Source organism: Tolumonas lignilytica, assembly GCF_000527035.1.
GTDB classification, from domain to species: Bacteria; Pseudomonadota; Gammaproteobacteria; order Enterobacterales; family Aeromonadaceae; genus Tolumonas; species Tolumonas lignilytica.
Window position 1 is genome coordinate 2912417 of sequence record NZ_AZUK01000001.1, and the last position, 20631, is coordinate 2933047.

The 20631-nt window shown below is 48.7% G+C and carries 16 protein-coding genes; 9 read left to right on the top strand and 7 right to left on the bottom strand.

Going from position 1 to position 20631, the window contains the following annotated elements:
- The first annotated feature begins 139 nt into the window (after nt 1-139).
- From H027_RS0113605 to dapB, 3 genes are read left to right on the top strand one after another with little or no spacing between them, the layout of a single operon-like run.
- Nucleotides 140-943 carry a M48 family metallopeptidase gene (locus tag H027_RS0113605; RefSeq protein ID WP_024873006.1) on the top strand — a complete coding sequence of 268 codons (804 nt, stop codon included), beginning with the start codon at nt 140-142 and terminating at the stop codon, nt 941-943.
- Nucleotides 944-1003: 60 nt separating this feature from the next.
- Nucleotides 1004-1618, top strand: coding sequence for a BamJ family beta-barrel-assembly machinery protein (locus H027_RS0113610; protein ID WP_024873007.1), 615 nt, complete (start codon nt 1004-1006; stop codon nt 1616-1618).
- Nucleotides 1619-1677: 59 nt separating this feature from the next.
- Entirely contained in the window at nt 1678-2490 is an 813-nt protein-coding gene (dapB, locus tag H027_RS0113615; RefSeq protein WP_024873008.1) for a 4-hydroxy-tetrahydrodipicolinate reductase, read from the top strand.
- A 190-nt stretch (nt 2491-2680) separates the two neighbouring features.
- Here the strand turns inward: dapB and H027_RS0113620 are convergent, their stop codons facing one another.
- Nucleotides 2681-2899 (bottom strand): hypothetical protein, encoded by a 219-nt coding sequence (locus H027_RS0113620; protein ID WP_024873009.1) that lies wholly within the window; start codon nt 2897-2899, stop codon nt 2681-2683.
- Here H027_RS0113620 and carA point away from each other — a divergent pair.
- The 3 genes from carA (at nt 2891) to rhtA (ending at nt 8259) form a co-directional block, all read left to right on the top strand.
- A complete protein-coding gene (gene carA / locus H027_RS0113625) occupies nt 2891-4021 on the top strand; it encodes a glutamine-hydrolyzing carbamoyl-phosphate synthase small subunit (protein WP_024873010.1) in 1131 nt (376 codons plus the stop codon). The genes H027_RS0113620 and carA overlap by 9 nt on opposite strands.
- A gap of 18 nt (nt 4022-4039) precedes the next feature.
- On the top strand, nt 4040-7270 hold the full coding sequence (gene carB / locus H027_RS0113630) for a carbamoyl-phosphate synthase large subunit (protein WP_024873011.1): 3231 nt from the start codon (nt 4040-4042) through the stop codon (nt 7268-7270).
- A 122-nt stretch (nt 7271-7392) separates the two neighbouring features.
- Nucleotides 7393-8259, top strand: a complete 867-nt coding sequence (gene rhtA / locus H027_RS0113635; protein WP_024873012.1) for a threonine/homoserine exporter RhtA — start codon at nt 7393-7395, stop codon at nt 8257-8259.
- Nucleotides 8260-8297: 38 nt separating this feature from the next.
- On the opposite strand, the gene H027_RS0113640 is transcribed toward rhtA, so the two are convergent.
- On the bottom strand, nt 8298-8807 hold the full coding sequence (locus H027_RS0113640) for a hypothetical protein (protein ID WP_024873013.1): 510 nt from the start codon (nt 8805-8807) through the stop codon (nt 8298-8300).
- Between the two features lie 83 nt (nt 8808-8890).
- On the bottom strand, nt 8891-9490 hold the full coding sequence (locus tag H027_RS0113645; RefSeq protein WP_024873014.1) for a TetR/AcrR family transcriptional regulator: 600 nt from the start codon (nt 9488-9490) through the stop codon (nt 8891-8893).
- A 98-nt stretch (nt 9491-9588) separates the two neighbouring features.
- On the opposite strand from H027_RS0113645, the gene H027_RS0113650 reads away from it, so the two are divergent.
- The 3 genes from H027_RS0113650 to H027_RS0113660 are packed head-to-tail and all read left to right on the top strand — an operon-like array spanning nt 9589 to nt 13822.
- Complete coding sequence (locus H027_RS0113650) at nt 9589-11040, top strand: efflux transporter outer membrane subunit (protein WP_024873015.1); 1452 nt, start codon at nt 9589-9591, stop codon at nt 11038-11040.
- A 23-nt stretch (nt 11041-11063) separates the two neighbouring features.
- Nucleotides 11064-12272 (top strand): HlyD family secretion protein, encoded by a 1209-nt coding sequence (locus H027_RS0113655; RefSeq protein WP_024873016.1) that lies wholly within the window; start codon nt 11064-11066, stop codon nt 12270-12272.
- Between the two features lie 11 nt (nt 12273-12283).
- Nucleotides 12284-13822, top strand: coding sequence for a DHA2 family efflux MFS transporter permease subunit (locus H027_RS0113660; RefSeq protein WP_024873017.1), 1539 nt, complete (start codon nt 12284-12286; stop codon nt 13820-13822).
- A 76-nt stretch (nt 13823-13898) separates the two neighbouring features.
- Here the strand turns inward: H027_RS0113660 and H027_RS0113665 are convergent, their stop codons facing one another.
- From H027_RS0113665 to H027_RS0113680, 4 genes are all read right to left on the bottom strand, one after another.
- Entirely contained in the window at nt 13899-15983 is a 2085-nt protein-coding gene (locus H027_RS0113665; RefSeq protein WP_024873018.1) for a glycogen debranching protein, read from the bottom strand.
- A gap of 152 nt (nt 15984-16135) precedes the next feature.
- Nucleotides 16136-16327 (bottom strand): hypothetical protein, encoded by a 192-nt coding sequence (locus tag H027_RS0113670; protein WP_024873019.1) that lies wholly within the window; start codon nt 16325-16327, stop codon nt 16136-16138.
- A gap of 225 nt (nt 16328-16552) precedes the next feature.
- Nucleotides 16553-18946, bottom strand: coding sequence for an endopeptidase La (lon, locus tag H027_RS0113675; protein WP_024873020.1), 2394 nt, complete (start codon nt 18944-18946; stop codon nt 16553-16555).
- 167 nt (nt 18947-19113) lie between these two features.
- On the bottom strand, nt 19114-20625 hold the full coding sequence (locus H027_RS0113680) for a SpoVR family protein (RefSeq protein WP_024873021.1): 1512 nt from the start codon (nt 20623-20625) through the stop codon (nt 19114-19116).
- Nucleotides 20626-20631: the final 6 nt, after the last annotated feature.

Here is a 20631-nt window from a genome sequence, read left to right on the forward strand (position 1 = left end):
CGCTCAGTTGACGTTTTGGTGACAGTTCGGTTCGCGTGTAACGATCTTTGAATGGCACAGCAGGAGGGGTGTTGTGTTATAGCGCCGATGCTCTAAGATTTACACGTTTTTACTCATGCTGCGTATGTTCGGGGCTTATATGAAAAAAAGATGGTTATCAGTGGTTGCTTTGTGTGTGTTGACTGCGTGTTCGGTTTCACCAACCGGGCGGAAGCAATTGTTATTAATGGGAAATAATGATGTAGCCCAAATGGGGTTGACCTCTTTTCAACAGATAAAGCAAAAAGAAAAAATCTCCACCAATCCGAAACAAAATCATTATGTTCAGTGTGTGGCGCAAGCCATCACCCGTGCTATTCCTGAGCAGTATGCGGCGATGAATCCCGGACAGTGGGAAGTGGTGGTTTTTGATTCGCCTGAGGTGAATGCGTTTGCTTTACCGGGTGGGCGCATCGGTGTTTATACCGGATTGTTAAAAGTGGCCAAAAATCAGGATGAACTGGCAGCAGTTATTGGTCATGAAGTTTCACATGTATTAGCTCAGCACTCAAACGAACGGTTGTCTCAGAGTCAGCTTGCTGACATGGGAATGGCGGCGGCAGATCAGTTGCTGCAAAACAGCAGTACCAAGGCTCCGGCAATGGCGGCTCTGGGCTTGGGAGTACAGTATGGCGTTTTAATGCCCTACAGTCGTGCTCAGGAAACGGAGGCGGATGTCTTAGGGCTACAGCTCATGGCTCTGGCTGGGTTTAATCCACAAGAAGCGGTTAGTCTTTGGTACAACATGGCTGCAGCCAGCACAGGTAAGCAACCGTTGGAAATCTTATCGACACATCCGTCGGATCAGACCCGTATCAACAAGTTACAGTCTTTAGTTCCTCAAGTTGAACCGGCTTATCAGCAAGCCAAGACGAACGGTGTTCATCCTCAATGTATGGGATAGGGTTCTGAAACCGTTGCAGGTCTGTTAACATGCAGCCTTTGTAATAATCGCGGAGTGTTTATGTCTAAGTTTCAAACAACCGAACAGCAAGCTTGTTACGGTATTGGTCGTCAGATCGGTCAGCAGTTAACTGAGCAGTCTTTTGACGGTTTCGATCTGTCTGCTGTGCAGCAAGGTATTGAAGATGCAATCAACAACGCACCTTTTGCTGTTTCTCATGAACAAATTGGTGAAGCATTCCGCATCCTGAATGAAAAAATGGCAGCTGAAGAAGCAGCTCGTGCTGACATCATGAAAGCAGCGGGTGCTGAATTCTTGGTTGAGAATGCAAAACGCTCTGAAGTCAAAGTGACTGAATCAGGTCTGCAATATGAAGTGCTGGTTCCAGGCTCAGGTAAACAGCCTGCAGCATCAGACAAAGTTCGCGTGCATTACCATGGTACTTTCACTGATGGCAAGGTATTCGACAGTTCAGTTCAACGTGGTCAGCCAGCAGAGTTCCCTGTTGGTGGCGTGATTGCTGGCTGGGTTGAAGCACTGCAACTGATGTCCGAAGGCGCGAAGTGGAAATTGTTCATTCCGCACAATCTGGCCTACGGTGAGCGTGGTGCTGGTTCAATTCCGCCGTTCTCAACGCTGGTATTTGAAGTAGAATTATTGAACGTATTGGCGTAAGCCGCGAAGAGGCCAGATTTCTGGCCTTTTTTATAGAAAAAATCTGAATGAGGAAGAAGATGAGCGTTCCGATTCGTATTGCTCTGATGGGCTGTCAGGGCCGCATGGGGAAAACTTTGCTGGAAGCCATCCGTGCTAATGAACAGGTAATGCTGGGAGCAGCATTGGAGCGTTCGGGCTCAACCGTCATTGGTTTAGATATTGGCGACCTGAATGGCATGGGCCCGATGAATGTGCGCATTACTGATGACTTGGAGAAAGTTAAAGATGACTTTGATGTCATCATTGATTTTACACGTCCAGAAGTCACGCTGAAGAATCTGGCCTTTGCAGTAGCCAACGATAAGAAAATGGTTATTGGTACAACAGGGTTTGATGATGCCGGTAAAGCGGCCATTGCTGATGCAGCGACTAAGATTGGTATCGTGTTTGCGTCTAATTTTAGTATTGGTGTGAATCTGGTCTTTAAGTTGCTGGAGCAAGCGGCCAAAGTCATGGGTGATTATACCGATATCGAAATCATTGAAGGTCATCACCGCCATAAAGTCGATGCGCCATCGGGTACGGCTCTCAGCATGGGCGAAGTGGTTGCGAAAACACTAGGTCGTGATTTGAAGCAATGTGCTGTCTATGGCCGGGAAGGCATTACTGGTGAACGTGATCGTAACACCATTGGTTTTGCGACCATTCGCGCTGGCGATTTAGTGGGTGAACACACCGTAATGTTTGCCGATATTGGCGAGCGAGTTGAGATCACACACAAGGCTTCAAGTCGATTGACGTTTGCAAATGGCGCCGTAAGGGCGGCTAATTGGTTAAAAGATCAGTCTAAGGGTCTTTTTGATATGCAAGACGTATTAAATCTAAAATAAAACCGCCAATGGCGGTTTTATTTTGTCTTATTTTTATATATTAAAATTCAAATTATCACCTAAATATCAGGTGATATTGTCTATTTATGTATTTATGGGTGTTTTTAGTTAAAATTGAGCTATAACACCTTTTTTTTATAGTGTTTTTCATCTGAAATGTTCATTTCTTATTTTTTGTGAAGTTTTATGCTTAATCATTGCATGTTTTTTCACATTGTATTTTCTTGCTGTTGGCTTCCTTAGTTATTTCAGGTAGAATGCCGCCAATTTGCCCGAAGTTAGTTTGCAAAATAGTGTTTTTAGCTAAACAACAGACTTCAGGCAATAAAATCACCCCTTCAGTGCGCAGGAAATAGACTGCTGGGGGTACAAGCATAAATTTAATGACTTGGAGGTCGTCTTGACTCATTCTGCCCTGTTAGTGTTGGAAGATGGGACGGTATTTAAGGGTGTGTCGATTGGTGCCGAAGGCTGTTCGGTCGGGGAAGTTGTTTTCAATACTTCGATGACGGGATACCAGGAAATTCTCACTGATCCTTCATATTGCCGCCAAATAGTAACACTGACTTATCCCCACATTGGTAACACCGGTACCAATTCCGAAGACGAAGAATCTCCCAATATTCATGCTCAAGGCCTCATCATTCGTGATCTGCCATTAGTGGCTTCTAACTTCCGTTCTCAGGAAACACTGTCTGAGTATCTGAAGAAGCACAATGTGGTTGGGATTGCTGAAATCGATACCCGCAAACTGACTCGTATTCTGCGTGAAAAGGGTGCTCAGGCCGGCTGCATTATGACTGGCAGCAATCTGGACGAAGCAAAAGCACTGGCAGAAGCCAAAGCGTTCCCAGGCCTGAAAGGTATGGATCTGGCGAAAGTAGTGTCGTGCACCGAAGCTTACGAATGGACCGAAGGTTCATGGAAACTGGGTGAAGGTCACACCAAACCAGCTGAATACAAATATCACGTTGTGGCCTACGATTTTGGCGTAAAACGCAATATTCTTCGTATGCTGGTGGATCGTGGTTGCCGAGTGACAGTGGTTCCGGCGCAAACTCCAGCTGAAACCGTATTTGCCATGAATCCAGATGGTGTGTTCCTGTCAAATGGCCCTGGTGATCCAGAACCATGTGATTACGCCATCAGTGCAATCAAATCATTCCTGGAAACCGACCTTCCTGTATTTGGTATCTGTTTGGGTCATCAGTTGCTGGCTCTGGCATCGGGTGCGAAAACCATCAAAATGAAATTTGGTCACCATGGTGGTAACCACCCGGTTAAAGATCTGGATCGTAATGTGGTCATGATCACCAGCCAGAACCACGGTTTTGCTGCAGATGATACCAGCCTGCCTGCTAACCTGCGTGCGACGCACAAATCACTGTTTGACGGTTCTCTGCAGGGAATCCATCGTACTGACAAACCAGCATTCAGCTTCCAGGGACACCCTGAAGCGAGTCCGGGCCCGCACGATGCAGCTCCGCTGTTCGACCATTTCATCGATTTGATCAAACAATACCGCGCATAACAGGAATAGGTAAGAGACATGCCAAAACGTACGGACTTAAAAAGTATTCTGATCCTGGGCGCAGGCCCGATTGTGATCGGTCAGGCTTGTGAATTCGACTATTCCGGTGCACAAGCTTGTAAAGCGCTGCGTGAAGAGGGTTACCGCGTTATCCTGGTAAACTCCAACCCGGCAACCATCATGACTGATCCAGAAATGGCTGATGCAACTTACATCGAGCCAATCACCTGGGAAGTTGTGCGTAAAATTATTGAAAAAGAACGCCCTGACGCAGTGTTGCCAACCATGGGTGGTCAGACGGCACTGAACTGTGCGCTGGATCTGGAGCGCCACGGCGTTCTGGCTGAATTCGGCGTGGAGATGATCGGCGCAACTGCCGACGCGATTGATAAAGCAGAAGATCGTCACCGTTTCGATGTGGCGATGCGTTCCATTGGTCTGGAATGTCCTCGTGCCGGTATCGCGCACAATATGGAAGAGGCGTGGGACGTTCAGAAGAAAGTGGGTTTCCCATGTATCATCCGTCCATCATTCACCATGGGTGGTTCAGGTGGCGGTATCGCTTACAACCCGGAAGAGTTCGTCGAGATCTGTGAGCGTGGTCTGGATCTGTCGCCAACCAAAGAGCTGCTGATCGACGAATCGCTGATCGGGTGGAAAGAGTATGAAATGGAAGTGGTGCGTGATCGTAACGATAACTGCATCATCGTCTGTTCCATCGAAAACTTCGACCCTATGGGGGTTCACACTGGTGACTCAATCACTGTAGCGCCTGCACAAACGCTGACTGATAAAGAATATCAGCTGATGCGTAACGCCTCGATGGCGGTGCTGCGTGAAATCGGCGTTGAAACCGGTGGATCAAACGTCCAGTTCGGTATCAACCCGGATGATGGCCGTATGGTTATCATCGAAATGAACCCGCGTGTATCCCGTTCTTCTGCGCTGGCTTCTAAAGCGACCGGTTTCCCCATTGCAAAAGTAGCCGCCAAGCTGGCGATTGGTTACACACTGGATGAACTGATGAACGACATTACTGGTGGTAAAACGCCAGCGTCTTTCGAGCCATCTATCGACTACGTGGTCACTAAAGTTCCGCGTTTCAACTTCGAGAAATTTGCGGGTGCCAATGACCGTCTGACCACACAGATGAAATCGGTCGGCGAAGTCATGGCGATTGGTCGTACCTTCCAGGAATCCCTGCAGAAAGCGATGCGTGGTCTGGAAATCGGCAGAACCGGTTTTGACCCGATTGTTGATGAAAATACGGATGATGTGAAAGCGACCATCCGTCATGAACTGCAAAATCCGGGTGCGGACCGTCTGTGGTATGTGGCTGATGCGTTCCGTTCAGGCATGTCATTGGAAGAAATATTCAATGATACCAAGATCGACCCTTGGTTCCTGATCCAGATTGAAGAGCTGTTGAATCTGGAAAATGAAGTGGCGGCGAAAGGTCTGTCAGGTATCGATGCTGACTTCATGCGTAAGCTGAAGCGCAAAGGTTTTGCAGATGCACGTCTGGCTAAACTGCTGAACGTGAAAGAAGCTCAGGTGCGTGAACTGCGTTATCAATACAAGATTCTGCCAGTTTACAAACGTGTGGATACCTGTGCGGCTGAATTCGCGACCAACACAGCTTACATGTACTCTACTTATGAAGAAGAGTGCGAAGCCGCACCGACCAATAAAGACAAGATCATCGTTCTAGGTGGTGGCCCGAACCGTATCGGTCAGGGTATCGAGTTCGACTACTGCTGTGTGCATGCGGCACTGGCACTGCGCGAAGACGGTTACGAAACCATCATGGTTAACTGTAACCCAGAAACCGTTTCTACCGACTACGACACCTCAGATCGTCTGTATTTCGAACCTGTAACACTGGAAGACGTACTGGAAATCGTGCGTGTTGAGCAGCCAAAAGGTGTGATCGTGCAGTACGGTGGTCAGACCCCGCTGAAACTGTCTCGAGCACTGGAAGCCGCAGGCGTACCAATCATTGGTACCAGCCCAGATTCTATCGACCGTGCTGAAGACCGTGAGCGTTTCCAGCAGGCGGTTGAGCGTCTGGGTCTGAAACAGCCACAGAATGCGACTGTAACGGCACTGGAACAAGCGGTAGAGAAAGCGAAAGAGATCGGTTATCCGTTAGTGGTTCGTCCATCTTATGTATTGGGCGGTCGTGCGATGGAGATCGTTTCTGACGAAATCGACTTGCGTCGTTACTTCAATGAAGCAGTGAGCGTGTCTAACGAATCTCCAGTATTGCTGGATCACTTCCTGGATGACGCTACCGAACTGGACGTTGATGCGATCTGCGATGGCGACATCGTGGTGATCGGCGGTGTAATGGAACACATTGAACAATGTGGTATCCATTCTGGTGACTCAGGCTGTTCATTGCCACCTTATTCTCTGCAGGCTGATGTACTGGCCGAGATCCGCGAGCAGGTTCGCAAGCTGGCGATGGAACTGAAAGTAATCGGTCTGATGAACGTTCAGTTCGCGGTGAAGGACGGTGTGGTTTATCTGATTGAAGTGAACCCGCGTGCGGCCCGTACTGTACCGTTCGTATCGAAAGCGACTGGTGCGCCACTGGCGAAGATTGCTGCGCGTGTCATGGCGGGTCAGTCACTGACTCAGCAAGGCTTCATCAGCGAAATCATTCCTCCATACTTCTCGGTGAAAGAAGTAGTGCTGCCGTTCAACAAGTTCCCGGGCGTTGACCCGCTGCTTGGCCCTGAAATGCGCTCTACCGGTGAAGTCATGGGTGTGGGTGCAACCTTCGCCGAAGCTTATGCCAAAGCACAGTTGGGAACAGGGAAGGGTATTCCAAAATCTGGTCGTGCACTGTTGTCTGTTCGTCCTGGCGATAAGGCGCGTGTTGCAGATCTGGCTGCTCAACTGATCAAGGCTGGTTTTGAACTGGATGCAACCGCAGGAACTTCTGCTGCACTGACAGCGGCCGGTATTGCGAACCGTAAGGTGAACAAAGTATCGGAAGGTCGTCCGCATATTCTGGATCGCATCAAGAATGGCGAATACACCTTCATCGTGAATACTGTAGAAGGCCGTGTGGCGATTGCTGATTCTAAACAACTGCGTCGCGGCGCACTGCAACATAAAGTGGCCTATACCACGACACTGAATGCAGGCTTCGCATCTTGTTTAGGTATGGCGATTGATGAAACTGCGAGTGTGAGTTCGGTGCAAGAACTGCATCAGCGCGTACAAGATAGTCTGAAGTAATTCAAATCCAGCATAAATTTCTTTATTGCAAAGAAATTATGGAGGCCCGCTCTATGCGGGCCTTATTTTTTAGTGTCAAATAGCCCTCTTTATGTTCTTGGTTGTTATGAAAGGGTTATCTGATGTCCCAGGTTTCCGGCCGTCTTTCTGGTCGTTTTGTGCCGGTTTTGCTCATCGTTATCGCGATGATTTCTGTGCAGAGTGGCGCATCTCTGGCAAAAAAATTATTTCCATTGGTGGGGGCTTCGGGCGCCACATCGTTACGATTATTGGTCGGAGCCATCGCACTCACGTTATTTTTTAAACCATGGCGTTCCCGATTAACGCCTGGAAATCTGGCACCGCTACTGATTTACGGCATTGTGCTGGGCGGTATGAACTTCTTATTTTACCAATCGATCTTAACGTTACCGTTAGGTGTTGCGGTGGCTTTTGAATTCACTGGACCGTTGGCCGTCGCTATTTTTTCATCCCGCCGTGCGATTGATTTTCTCTGGATTTTGCTGGCTATCGGTGGATTGATGTTGCTGCTGCCGATCGGGCATACAATCTCCAATATTGATATTGGTGGTGCACTCTATGCCCTGGCCGCAGGTGGCTGTTGGGCGTTGTATATTATTTTTGGTAAAAAGTCGGGAATGAAAAATGGGCCAACCTCTGTTGCATTAGGGGTGAGCATTGCCACCGTCTGTTTTGCTCCCATCGGTTTTTGGCAAAATAGCTCGACCATGTTTTCGCTGGATGTGTTACCGCTCGCATTGGGAGTTGGGGTTTTATCAACCGCGTTACCATTCTCGTTGGAAATGATGGCGCTAACCCGAATTCCTTCACGTACCTTTGGTACATTAATGAGCCTTGAACCAGCGGTGGGCGCGCTTTCAGGAATGGTCATTCTGGGTGAGCATTTAACCTGGTTACAGTGGAGTGCATTGGCCGCGATTGTATTGGCATCGGCTGGTGCGACATTAACGATAAAATCGGGCAAATAAAAAAGCCTGCATTGCAGGCTTTTTAACAAAGTTCAGCATTATCGACTGAGATCTTGAATGGCGTCGACAACCAAACCACTACCAACAGCAATCATCAATATATCACTGGCGACGCGGACATACTTATAACCTGCGGGTGGTGTGCCCAAACTGATGACAATTTGGGGTGGTAAATCGTAGTACTCCACATCGCGGGGCAGTGGACGTCCAATATGCCATCTCTTGGCGATCCCGGGTGGCAGGCAACCGTTATGTTTTTTCATTAACCCGGGGGGACAAGCGCCAGCACGGAAACTATCGTCATAATATCGCCGTATCACATCGCGATGGTGATTATTGAAATGAATATTGGCAGATCGCTGTTCTCGTTCACGATCCATTTCAAAACGATCATTATGCTGTCTGTTCTTTCTTTTTTGCCAGTCCAGTGGATTGTCCATGTTCTTGTTATTGTTCCAGTCTGGCTTATCGGCGAAGACCGGCCCTGAAGCAATCAGAAAGGCAATAAACAGCGATAATGTGCATTTTTTCGCCAGGGTAAGTTGCATGAACATTCTCCTTTATCAGTACCGCTATTTAATTTTAGTTCTCGTGAGAAAGAAAGCTATGTTGGCATGGCTAAGTTTGTTATTCAGATCTGATAAGCACATAAAAACACACGAACAGCCCGCGTTACCATCTGTTCCAGCTGGGGATCGGAAACATCCGTAACGGCGCGAAGTGCATAGGGTTCAACAATTTCTGCTTCAAACAGTGCTTTCAAATGCATGGCGGCAATTTCTGAATTGCATGGGTGTAACACGTGTTGAGTCTGTTGTTTTTGCAGATATTGACTAATTAGTTGCCAACCACGCTTGGGGCCTTTTTCATAAAAATGGCGGCCAATATCAGACCGATCAGCTTCACTATAGGCCATGTTGCGAATGGCCAGAATATCGGGTGACAGAATGGCTTTCAGATAGTGGATACCAAGCTCTGTCAGTACTGTCTCAATATCTTTGTTTTCATGCAGAATATCAAAGCCAACAACAAAATGTTCCGCTGCTGCTGAATCCATCACTGCGGTGAAAATCTCTTCCTTGGAGCTGAAATAGTTATACAGCGTTGCCTTGGAACCTCCGACCCGGTTGGCAATTTCTGACATGGAGGTGTTTTCAAAGCCTTGTTGACAGAATGCCTCTTTGGCGACATCGATAATAGCTTGTCGTCGTGCTTCACTTTTTACCCGCATGTTCCACCTTCTGATTTTCTGATACTCAAGTTTCGCTTGACGGTCAAATAGTGTCAAGGTTATAACTGAACTGTACGGTTTAGTTATGAGGTTTAATCGTGAAGAATTCCCCTGCATTGCGCGTCAACGGCAGGCTTTTCAAAGCACCGTTTGTGATTGTTCCCATTGCGGCATTGGCGATGAGTGCATGTGCACAGGCACCTGATCATCCCCTGAGCCAGATGAAACATGCGAATGAGTTTGCATCATCGCAATCGTTGAACAGCCAGAACAAAATAAGCTGGCCAGATAACCAATGGTGGTTGCGTTACCATGATGCGCAGCTGAACCAATTGATGCAGGAGGCATTATCTGATGCCCCTACGCTGATGGCTGCTCAGGCACGTTTGCGTAATGCGGCTGGTATTGCGGAACAGATTGGTGCTATTCGCGCCATACAGGTGGGGGCGAGTGCATCGGCATCGGAGACAAAGGTTAGTTATGCCTATCAGGCATACATGCCACCTCATGACTGGAATGGTTATGGTTCTGTGACGGCTAATTTCAGTTATGACATCGATTTTTGGGGCAAAAACAAAGCTGTCGTGGCTGCTGCAACCTCGGATTTAGCTGCTGCCGAGGCAGAAACACAAGCCGCGAAGCTGATGATCCAAACCTCTCTAACGCAGGCTTATGCCGAACTGGCCCGTTTATATCTGAATCGTGATACCGCGCAGACAGCATTAGCGATCCGCAGTAAAACCGTAGAGTTGATGACCGAGCGCTTTAAAAACGGTTTGGAAACTCAAGGGGTGCTGAAACAGATGCAGGCTCTGAAGGCCAATGCAGATGCAGAGTTGGTAGCGGTGGATGAATCTATCCAGCTTCAGAAAAATGCGATTGCTGCGTTGTTAGGTAAGGGGCCGGATCGAGGGTTGTCATTACAACGTCCGGCGGTACAACTGACCGCGTCATTTGGCTTACCGGAAAATACCGGTATCAATATTCTCGGGCATCGTCCGGATGTTACCGCCGCGCGCTGGCGGGCTGAAGCTGCGGCCAAACGGATTCATGTTGCCAAGGCGCAATTTTATCCGGATGTCAGTATTTCCGGTTTTATCGGTTATCAGGCGTTTGGCCTGAATAATCTGACTAAGTCGGGTAATGATGTCGGCAGCATCGGGCCGGCGATTTATCTGCCGTTATTTACCGGTGGGCGATTATCCGGTCAGTTAACGTCGGCTGAAGCAACTTATGACGAAGCAGTGGCCAATTACAACAACACGGTGACGCAGGCATTGCATGACGTTGCGGATGTCATGACCAGTTCTAAAGCCTTGAAGGCTCGTCTGGGAAAAACGGAAGAGGCTTATCAGGATGCCAAAGCGGCCTATCAGATTGCGGACAACCGCTACCGAGGCGGTTTGGCGACCTACCTTGACGTTTTGACCGCAGAAGATGCCATGCTGAATACGCAGCGTGCACTGGTGAACCTACAAGCACGATCTTTTTCACTTGATGTGTCCCTGATCCACGCGTTGGGCGGTGGATTCAATGCATCAAAATCCTAATTTGAATGTCAGGAAATTAAATTATGTCTCAGATGAATATTGATGCGACGGTTGATCAGTTAGGGGATGATTTTGATGCTCCTCGTGCGGCAGCTTCACGTAAAAAAGGATTTGTTGGTCTCGCCGTTGCGATTGCCATCGCTGCTGCTGGATATGGAGCTTACTACTATTTTATCGGTTCCCGTTATGTGACTACGGATAATGCTTATACCGCAGCCGAAGTCGCTGAAGTCACCCCGGCGGTAGGCGGAATTGTTCAGGCCGTGAATGTGGTCGATACCCAGCATGTGAAGAAAGGGGATGTGCTGGTCCGGTTGGATGACACCGATGCCAGACTGGCGCTGGCCCAGGCCGAAGCAGATTTAGGCATGGCGAAGCGGCGGGTACGCAGTTATCTGGCCAATGATGAAGGGCTGGCGGCGCAGGTTAAGGCGCGTGAGGCCGATGAAAAACAGGCACAGGCCAAACTGGCAGCCGCACAGGCTGATTTCAGCAAAGCGCAGGTTGACTTGAAACGGCGTGCAGCGTTAGTTAAATCGGGTTCCGTGTCGGGTGAAGAGCTGACGAATGCCAAGAATCAGATGTTGCTGGCAGAAGCCAATCTGAATGCCGCCAAGGCCGGTGCCGCCCAGGCGGTAGCCAACCGTTTATCAACCATCGGTTCGAAAAAAGCGAATGCAGCACAGATTGTTGATACGACGGTGGAGACCAACCCGGAAGTGATGCTGGCGAAAGCCCGTTTTGAACAAGCAAAAGTTGATCTGGACCGAACTGTGATTAAGGCTCCGGTAGAGGGTGTCATTGCCAAACGCCAAGTTCAGGTTGGCCAACGGATTCAGGTCGGTGCACCATTGCTGAGTGTGGTGCCGTTGCAGAATGTGCATGTCGATGCCAATTTCAAAGAGGTTGAACTTCGTCAGGTGAAAATTGGGCAGCCAGTAGAGGTAACCGCAGACCTCTACGGCGATAAGGTTGTTTATCACGGCGTGGTGAGTGGCTTATCAGGTGGCACGGGTTCAGCCTTCTCAATGATTCCGGCCCAAAATGCGACCGGTAACTGGATCAAGGTTGTACAGCGCCTTCCGGTACGGATCACACTGAATAAGCATGAACTGACGGAACGCCCCCTGCAGGTTGGCTTATCAATGGAAGCCACTATTGATACCTCAAAAGCTGAAACACATAATGCCGTCGCTGAAAATGCAGGTTCATCATCTGCTCATCAGGGCTAAGGCGGGTCGAGATGAGTCAGTCATCGCAGGGGAACTTCCCGCAACCATTATCCGGTGGGGCACTGGCGATCGGTGCCATCTGTCTGGCAATGGCTAACTTTCTGGCCATTCTGGACACCACAATTGCTAACGTTTCTGTTTCGAATATCGCCGGAAGTTTGGGAACCTCAACCAGTCAAGGGACTTATGTCATTACGTCGTATGCGGTGGCAGAGGCTATATCTGTACCGCTGACGGGCTGGTTGTCGTCCCGTTTTGGCGCACTGCGCGTGTTTGTTACTTGCCTCATCATGTTCGGGATTTTCTCGACGCTGTGCGGCATGGCAACCAGCATGAACATGTTAGTGCTGTTCCGTGTGTTTCTCGGATTTTCCGGTGGGCCGTTGATGCCGCTATCGCAGACACTGATGATGCGTATCTTCCCGAAAGATAAAAGTCATGCGGCAATCGGCATCTGGAGTATGACGACGCTGGTGGCACCGATCATGGGGCCAATCCTCGGTGGCATTCTCTGTGATCAATACAGCTGGCCTTATATCTTCATCTGCAAAACCCCCTTTGCGATTATTGCCGGCCTGATGTGCTGGAAGATGTTGCAAGGTTTTGAAACACAGACCAATAAATCGCGGATTGATATGGTCGGATTAGCATTGCTGGTGGTCTGGGTTGCCGCATTGCAGATCATGCTGGATGAAGGCAAGGATCACGACTGGTTTGAATCGACCCGGATAGTGACCTTAGCCATCATTGCGGTCATTGGTTTCATCTCATTCCTGATCTGGGAACTGACGGAGCGCAATCCGGTCGTTGATCTGAAGGTGTTTCGTCATCGCGGTTTTTCAACCAGCATGCTGACGCTGTCACTGGGATTTGGTGCCTTTTTTGGCATTACCGTGCTGACACCGTTATGGTTACAGATCTATATGGGATATACCGCCACGATTGCGGGTTATTCGACGGCGATGATGGGGGTATTGGCGGTGTTTCTGGCACCTTTAATTGCCAATCTGACGACGAAAATGGACCCACGTCCGCTGGTATTTCTGGGGGTGCTCTGGCTGGGGAGCTGGACATTATTTCGCAGCCATGCCGATATGAATATGACCTTCTTTCAGATCAGTTATCCCATGTTTTTTCAGGGCATGGGGATGCCGTTGTTCTTTGTACCCTTAACCGGGATCGCACTGGGCTGTGTGCTGGACCGGGAAATGGATTCAGCGGCAGGCCTGATGAATTTCATCCGAACTCTGTCTGGTGCATTCGCGACTTCAATGGTGAACACCACCTGGGAGAATCAGTCGCGTTATGTTCATTCTGAGTTGGCCGGATTAACAGATCGTGGAGCCCATGCCTCTCAAGCCATGCTCAACAGCGGTATGTCGATGGGTCAGATCCGAGGTTCGCTGGATTGGTTGTTACAAGGACAGAGCGTCATGGTGGCCACCAACCAGATCTTTATGGCGATTGCGGTGATTTTTTGTGTCGCAGCTTTTGTCATCTGGTTGGCGCCAAGGCCAACAAAAGCGGTAGATACGTCATCTGTGCACTAATTTTCCTGCTCATTTATTTCTTGTAGTAGGGTGTTTCCGGCTTCGTCATGAAGCCGGTTTTTTTGAATGAACCTGTTTAGGTATGGTCTTTCTCTTTCAGGCTGCGACAAATCAAAACAATGACCGAGCGAGGTTGCACGGTATAACTGAGATCGGGCAGTTCGGCATATTCACAGCCAAGCGGAGTAATATCATTCGGTGGTTCCAGTCCGGTATCGCAGACTCTCTTCCAGTGCCCATTGGGGTTGTTGGGCGGTGGCGGAAGATTCAGCACCAAGGGTTTCCACCAGGAGTTAAAAAACGCATACACATCGATGTCATATCGGGCATCATAAGCCGTTAATCCTAGTGTTTGCGAATTAGGGCCCCAGTCAGGCTGAAAAGGCTGAACGCCATGCCAATCGACTCGAGCGCTTTCCAGTGCTTGCCCTAGCGAAAAAAAGAAACGTGGTTCTTCTTTCAGAACGGAGCGGTAACGCAGCATCTCAGTAACAAAACGTAGCATTTCCCGTCCGTGGTGCGTGGGTTGCCAGTTAAACCAACTGATCGAGTTGTCCTGGCAGTAGACATTATTATTGCCTTGTTGTGTTCTGAGTGTCTCATCGCCCATCTGGATCATGGGGGTTCCGACAGACATCAGATTGACGACAAAGAAATTTTTGGCTTGTCGTAGCCGCAGCGTGAGAATAGCCGGATCATCAGTTGGGCCTTCAACGCCATGATTCCAACTGTAGTTATCATTACTGCCGTCACGATTATCTTCCCCATTCGCCTCATTGTGTTTTTGGTCATAACTGACCAGATCCCACAAAGTGAAGCCATCATGGCAGGTAATAAAATTGAGGCTTTTATATGGATCAGAAAACTGAAGATGGTAAATATCCGGGCTACCAATCAGGCGGGTAGCAAACGCCGAGACCATACCTTCATCTCCTTTGATGAAGCGACGCACATCATCACGGAAAAGACCATTCCATTCACGCCAGCGATCACCGGCCATTTTTCCGACCAGATAGAGACCACCGGCATCCCAGGCTTCGGCAAATAACTTGGTATCAGCCAGCGAATAGTCGCCATCAATGGTGCGAATGGTTGGCGGATCGCTCATCGGCTGACCAAAGCCATCACGCGACAAAATAGCCGCCAGATCAAAACGGAAACCATCCACATGCATCTCTTCGCGCCAGAATTTCAGACTGTCGGTGATCATCTTTTTGGTCATCGGATGTGAGGCGTCGAGTGTGTTACCGCAACCGGAATAATTGGTGCTGTGATAGTTTTCATCCAGCGTATAAAACGCATCATTATCAACGCCGCGAAAGCAGATCACCGGCCCGTCATCGCCGCCTTCTGCCGTGTGGTTGTAAACCACATCCAGAATGACTTCAATGTTGGCTTTATGCAGTGCTTTTACCATATCCCGGAATTCATTAAGCACACCAAGATGTGAGCCGTCAGCCGCATACTCTCCGTGCGGAGCGAAAAAGCCCATCGGGCTGTAACCCCAATAATTACTTTTCCCAGGTCGAGCATCCTGCGGATCAAACTGAAACACTGGCAGCAATTCGACAGCAGTAATACCCAGCTCCTGCAGGTAGGGAATTTTCTTGATGACACCGGCATAAGTCCCCTGCAGATAATCTGGCAGATTCGATGACGGGTCTTTGGTGAATCCGGCGACATGCATTTCATAAATCACAGACCGAGAAAGGGGATGACGCGGAAAATTGTCCTCTTCCCAGTCATAATGTCTCAGGTCAACCACCACATTTTTAGCGCAACAGTGCAGGTTGGAACCAGGCAGGGCTGAACTCTGTCGGTTATAGCAATCGCCCAGCAGGATGCGACGCCCATAAGGGTCGAGCAGCACTTTTTCGGGGTCGAAACGGTTTCCCGGCAAGTCAATCAGCACCTCCTTGACCCGCCAGGCATAAATCTGTCCTGCAGACACGCCGCCGACATGAATATGCCAGTAATAGCCGGAGCGATAGATTTCCTCCGACAGTGTAATGACTTCGGGATTCTCATCTTTCTCGGAGCTGAATAGCAACAACTCCATCGATTTCGCCAGCCGTCCCCAGATGGCAAAGTTGGTACCATGAGCTTCAGGTGTTGCCCCTAGCTGGCGGCAGTGACCGGCAGAGAGTTTGCGGGATGTCATTGGAAATTCAGAATAAATGGCTTTGATTTGAAGTATAGAAGATCTGCGGATTAACGGAGGCGATGTAAGTGGTTCATTTGGTAAGAATAGGCCGTTACACGGCACCCATAAAAAAGCCCGTTTCACGGGCCATTAAAAATAGTTATTCCGGCTCAAATCTCAGGAATGTTTTCCCGCCAGCCATGAAATTCACTGATGGCGTTTGATACCATCTGCTCCTCCCGAATACCGAATGGATAGCCGCTTTGCACACACATTTTTTTGGCTTCCTGGTAGGGTGAGTTATAGCCCTCGAGGGTTTCGAATACGTGGGATCTGATCCGGGTATAGTCAACTCTTTGCATGGCCTTGCTCCTTTTGCAGTAAGTACCAAGTAGTTGGACAGCGATTTTTTCGGTAAGTTCAAAAAATAAGCAAAAAAATTACACACCTGTTACGGTACTGTTATTAACAATAGATGAGAAATCAGAAACGAAGATAAATGGTTACGATTTTTGTGAGGCACATCGCGCAAAATTGAAAGGACAGACAAAGAAAAGCAGTGACGAAATCGTCACTGCTTTGTGTTACTACAGGGGAGGAAAAAGCAGTTTGGCAACATCTCGGTAATGACTGGCAAAATGGAAACTCATTCCTTCTTTGACATAATCAGGGAGTTCTTCGACATCCCCCCGGTTGGCTTCCGGCACAATAATTTGGTGAATACCGAGTCGTTTGGCTGCGATAACTTTCTCCCGTACGCCACCAATGGCTAACACATGCCCGGTTAAGGTTAATTCACCGGTCATGGCATATCCCTTAACAGGGGCACGATTCAATGCCAATGAGAGCAGGGCACTGGCCATGGTCACCCCGGCGCTGGGCCCGTCTTTCGGGGTTGCCCCTTCAGGAACATGCAGGTGAATCGCGGCTTTGTCATAAAACTCGGGCTTCGCATTCAGTTCATTTAAATGGCTGCCGACAAAACTGTAGGCAAGTTCGGCCGATTCTTTCATGACATCACCCAGCTGTCCTGTCAGTTTAATCCCCCGACCTTGTTGGTGGATGACGCTGGCTTCAACCGGTAAGGTGGCGCCCCCTAGCGATGTCCAGGCTAACCCCGTAACAATACCGATGCCACTAAGCATTTTCTCTTTCCGGAAGGGGGCACTGCCCAAGTAATGTTCCAGACTACTGGCCTTGACGTTGATCTCTTTCTCGCCTTCGCTCAATAGTTCTACCACCGATTTACGCACAATTTTTGCCAGTTGTTTTTCAAGATTACGCACCCCGGCTTCACGGGCATACCCATCGATAATGCCGCGAATGGCACCATCTGTAATGCGTAATTTACCCTTAGGAACACCAGCTCGTTCCAACTGCCGAGGCCAGAGATGATGACGGGCAATCGCCAGTTTTTCATCTGCCAGATACCCAGATAAACGGATCGTGTCCATTCGATCCAATAGGGGTGCCGGAATCGAATCAAGTGTATTGGCCGTACAAATAAACAGACATTTTGAGAGGTCGAGCCGCAAATCAAGATAGTGGTCGAGGAAGTTGATGTTCTGTTCGGGATCTAACGTTTCCAGCAGAGCAGACGCGGGGTCGCCCTGATGACTGGCACCGATCTTATCGATTTCATCCAGCATGATCACCGGGTTCATGACCTGACACTCTTTGAGAGCCTGTACGATCTTGCCCGGCATCGCACCAATATAGGTACGGCGGTGACCTTTGATCTCAGCTTCATCACGCATACCACCCACGCTGAATCGGAAAAAAGGCAGACCTAGGCTATTCGCAATAGAGCGCCCGATCGAGGTTTTCCCGACACCGGGCGGGCCGACAAGTAGCATGATGGCACCGCTGATGGCATTTTTATAAGCACCGACGGCGAGAAATTCGATAATGCGATCTTTGACATCCGCCAACCCGTCATGGTCGGCATCGAGAATTTTCCGTGCTTTTTTCAGATCGATACTGTGTTTCTTTTCAACGCCCCATGGAACCTGGCTGATCCAATCCAGATAGTTGCGGGTAACGGCATATTCGGGGGAACCTGTTTCAAGAACCTGTAATTTTTTTAATTCCTCCTCAAATCGGGCCTGTGTTGCCTCAGGCACTTTTTTGTCTTTCATCCGCTCTTTAAAGCTATCAACTTCGGCGGTTTTATCGTCTTTTTCCAACCCTAATTCTTTTTGGATCACCTTAAGTTGTTCATGCAGGAAAAACTCGCGCTGCCGTTCACTGATGGTTTTATTGACCTCCTCCCGGATCTGCGTTTGCAGTTTGGCGACTTCAATTTCTTTTTTAAGGATGGCCAGCGATTTTTTCATCCGAGGGATCAAGGCTGACGTATCCAGAATTTCCTGTAATTCATCCGGTGTGGCGGAGGTAATTGCGGCAGCCAGATCGGCGAGCGGGGCCGGATCATTTGGACTGAACCGGTTCATGTACTGTTTCAACTCTTCACTGTAAAGCGGGTTGATCGGCAGCAGTTCTTTCAGGGCACCGATCAGTGCCATCGCGTACGCTTTCAGTTCGGTGTCTGACTCGTCTTCCTTGCTGAGTTCCATGTATCGGACTTCAGCCAGATAGGGTGGTTTGTCGGTGAGCCAGTTGGTAATTTCAACCCGCTGCACCCCTTCAGCAACAAACTGGATTTCGCCTTCACCACTGCTGGCCTGAAGAATGCGAACCGCACAACCGGTTTTGGGCACAACATCCTTTATCATGGTCACATCAGGCACATCATCTGGAATTCGGAAGAGCGCGACCATTTTGTGTGTGGTTCTAGCGACCCGTTCGATAGTTTTACCCCAAGGATTAGCCTGGATCTGTACCGGTAAAATTTGTGCAGGCAGAAAAGGCCGGCCTTGAATGGGGATGATATGGAGTTGTGGCGGCCTTTCCTGACCGGCCAGAATCAACCCGGTTTTGGCATGCTCTTCGATGGTTACATGTTCTTGCTCATTGCTCATATCACGCACCTTGTTCAGGAAATGATAATTTTAAAATGGGGCCTGGAATAAGGTATTCAAGATAAGCATAGTTAAAAACTATAGCGTAGATATGGAGTTAGCTCAGAGTGTGACATGACACAACCGTTCACAGTGATAGAGGCTCACTCTGAACGGTTGTTGGTTACTTATACGGTTTTCTTGGAAGTGGCAATTTGCAGTACCTGCCCATCTGGATTTTCTTGCTCTAATATCACGTCAAATTTCCAGATGTAATGCAGGTGTTTCATTACTTCTTGCGCTGAATCGGCTAAAGGTATCCGGTTATTGGCGTAATAACGTAAGGTTAACGCCCGATCCCCCCTCAAATTCACGTTATAAACCTGAATATTCGGTTCATGCTCACCCAGATTATATTGTGCGGATAGTTTCTGCCGTAATTTCCGGTATCCCTCCTCATTATGGATGGCGGAAACTTCAATAAAATCTTTTTTATCGTCATCTTCGATCGCAAATAAATGGAAATCCCGCATGACTTTGGGGCTTAAAAACTGGCTGATAAAACTCTCATCTTTAAAGTTTTCCATGGCGTAGTGCAGCGTATCCAGCCAGTTACTGCCTGCATAATCCGGGAACCAGGCGCGATCCTCATCGGTCGGGTTTTCGCAAATGCGACGCAAATCCTGAAACATGGCGAAACCCAATGCGTAAGGGTTGATCCCCGAATAATAAGGGCTGTTATACGGCGGTTGCGCCACCACATTCGTATGATTATGCAAGAACTCCAGCATAAACCGGTCCGACACTTTTCCTTCGTCATACAAATGATTCAGGATGGTGTAGTGCCAGAATGTTGCCCAACCTTCGTTCATGACTTGTGTCTGTTTCTGTGGGTAAAAATACTGGCTTATTTTTCTGACTATCCGAATGATTTCCCGTTGCCACAGTTCCAGAATCGGCGCATTTTTTTCCAGAAAATAGAGAATATTTTCTTCCGGTTCGACAGGGTAGCGCTGCCCCAGTAAAGCATCATCTTCTTGCTGACGCCGTTTGGGTAAGGTTCTCCAAAGCTCGTTTACCTGGCTTTGCAGGTATTCTTCCCGTCGTTTCTGGCGGCGACGCTCTTCAGATAATGAGAGTTTCTGCGGGCGTTTGTAACGATCCACACCGTAATTCATCAAGGCATGGCAAGCATCTAATAACGACTCGACTTCATCAATACCATACTTTTCTTCGCAGTGCGTGATGTAGTGTCGGGCAAAGACCAAGTAATCAATAATGGAGCTGGCATCAGTCCATGTTTTGAACAGGTAGTTGTTTTTAAAGAAAGAATTGTGACCATAACAGGCATGTGCCATGACCAATGCTTGCATGGTGATGCTGTTTTCCTCCATCAGATAAGCGATGCAGGGATCGGAGTTGATAACGATTTCATAGGCCAACCCCATCTGGCCTCGTTTGTAGTGCTGCTCTGTGGAAATAAATTTTTTACCGAACGACCAGTGATGATAGCCAATAGGCATACCAACGCTGGAATAGGCGTCCATCATCTGCTCGGCAGTGATGATTTCAATCTGATTAGGATAAGTACTGAGCCGGTAGTGTTTGGCTACTCGGTCAATCTCTTTCTGGTAAACATCCAGTAATTCAAATGTCCAGTCCGGCCCGTCGGGCAGGGCTGTTCTGCTGATTTCGCTCATGCTCCC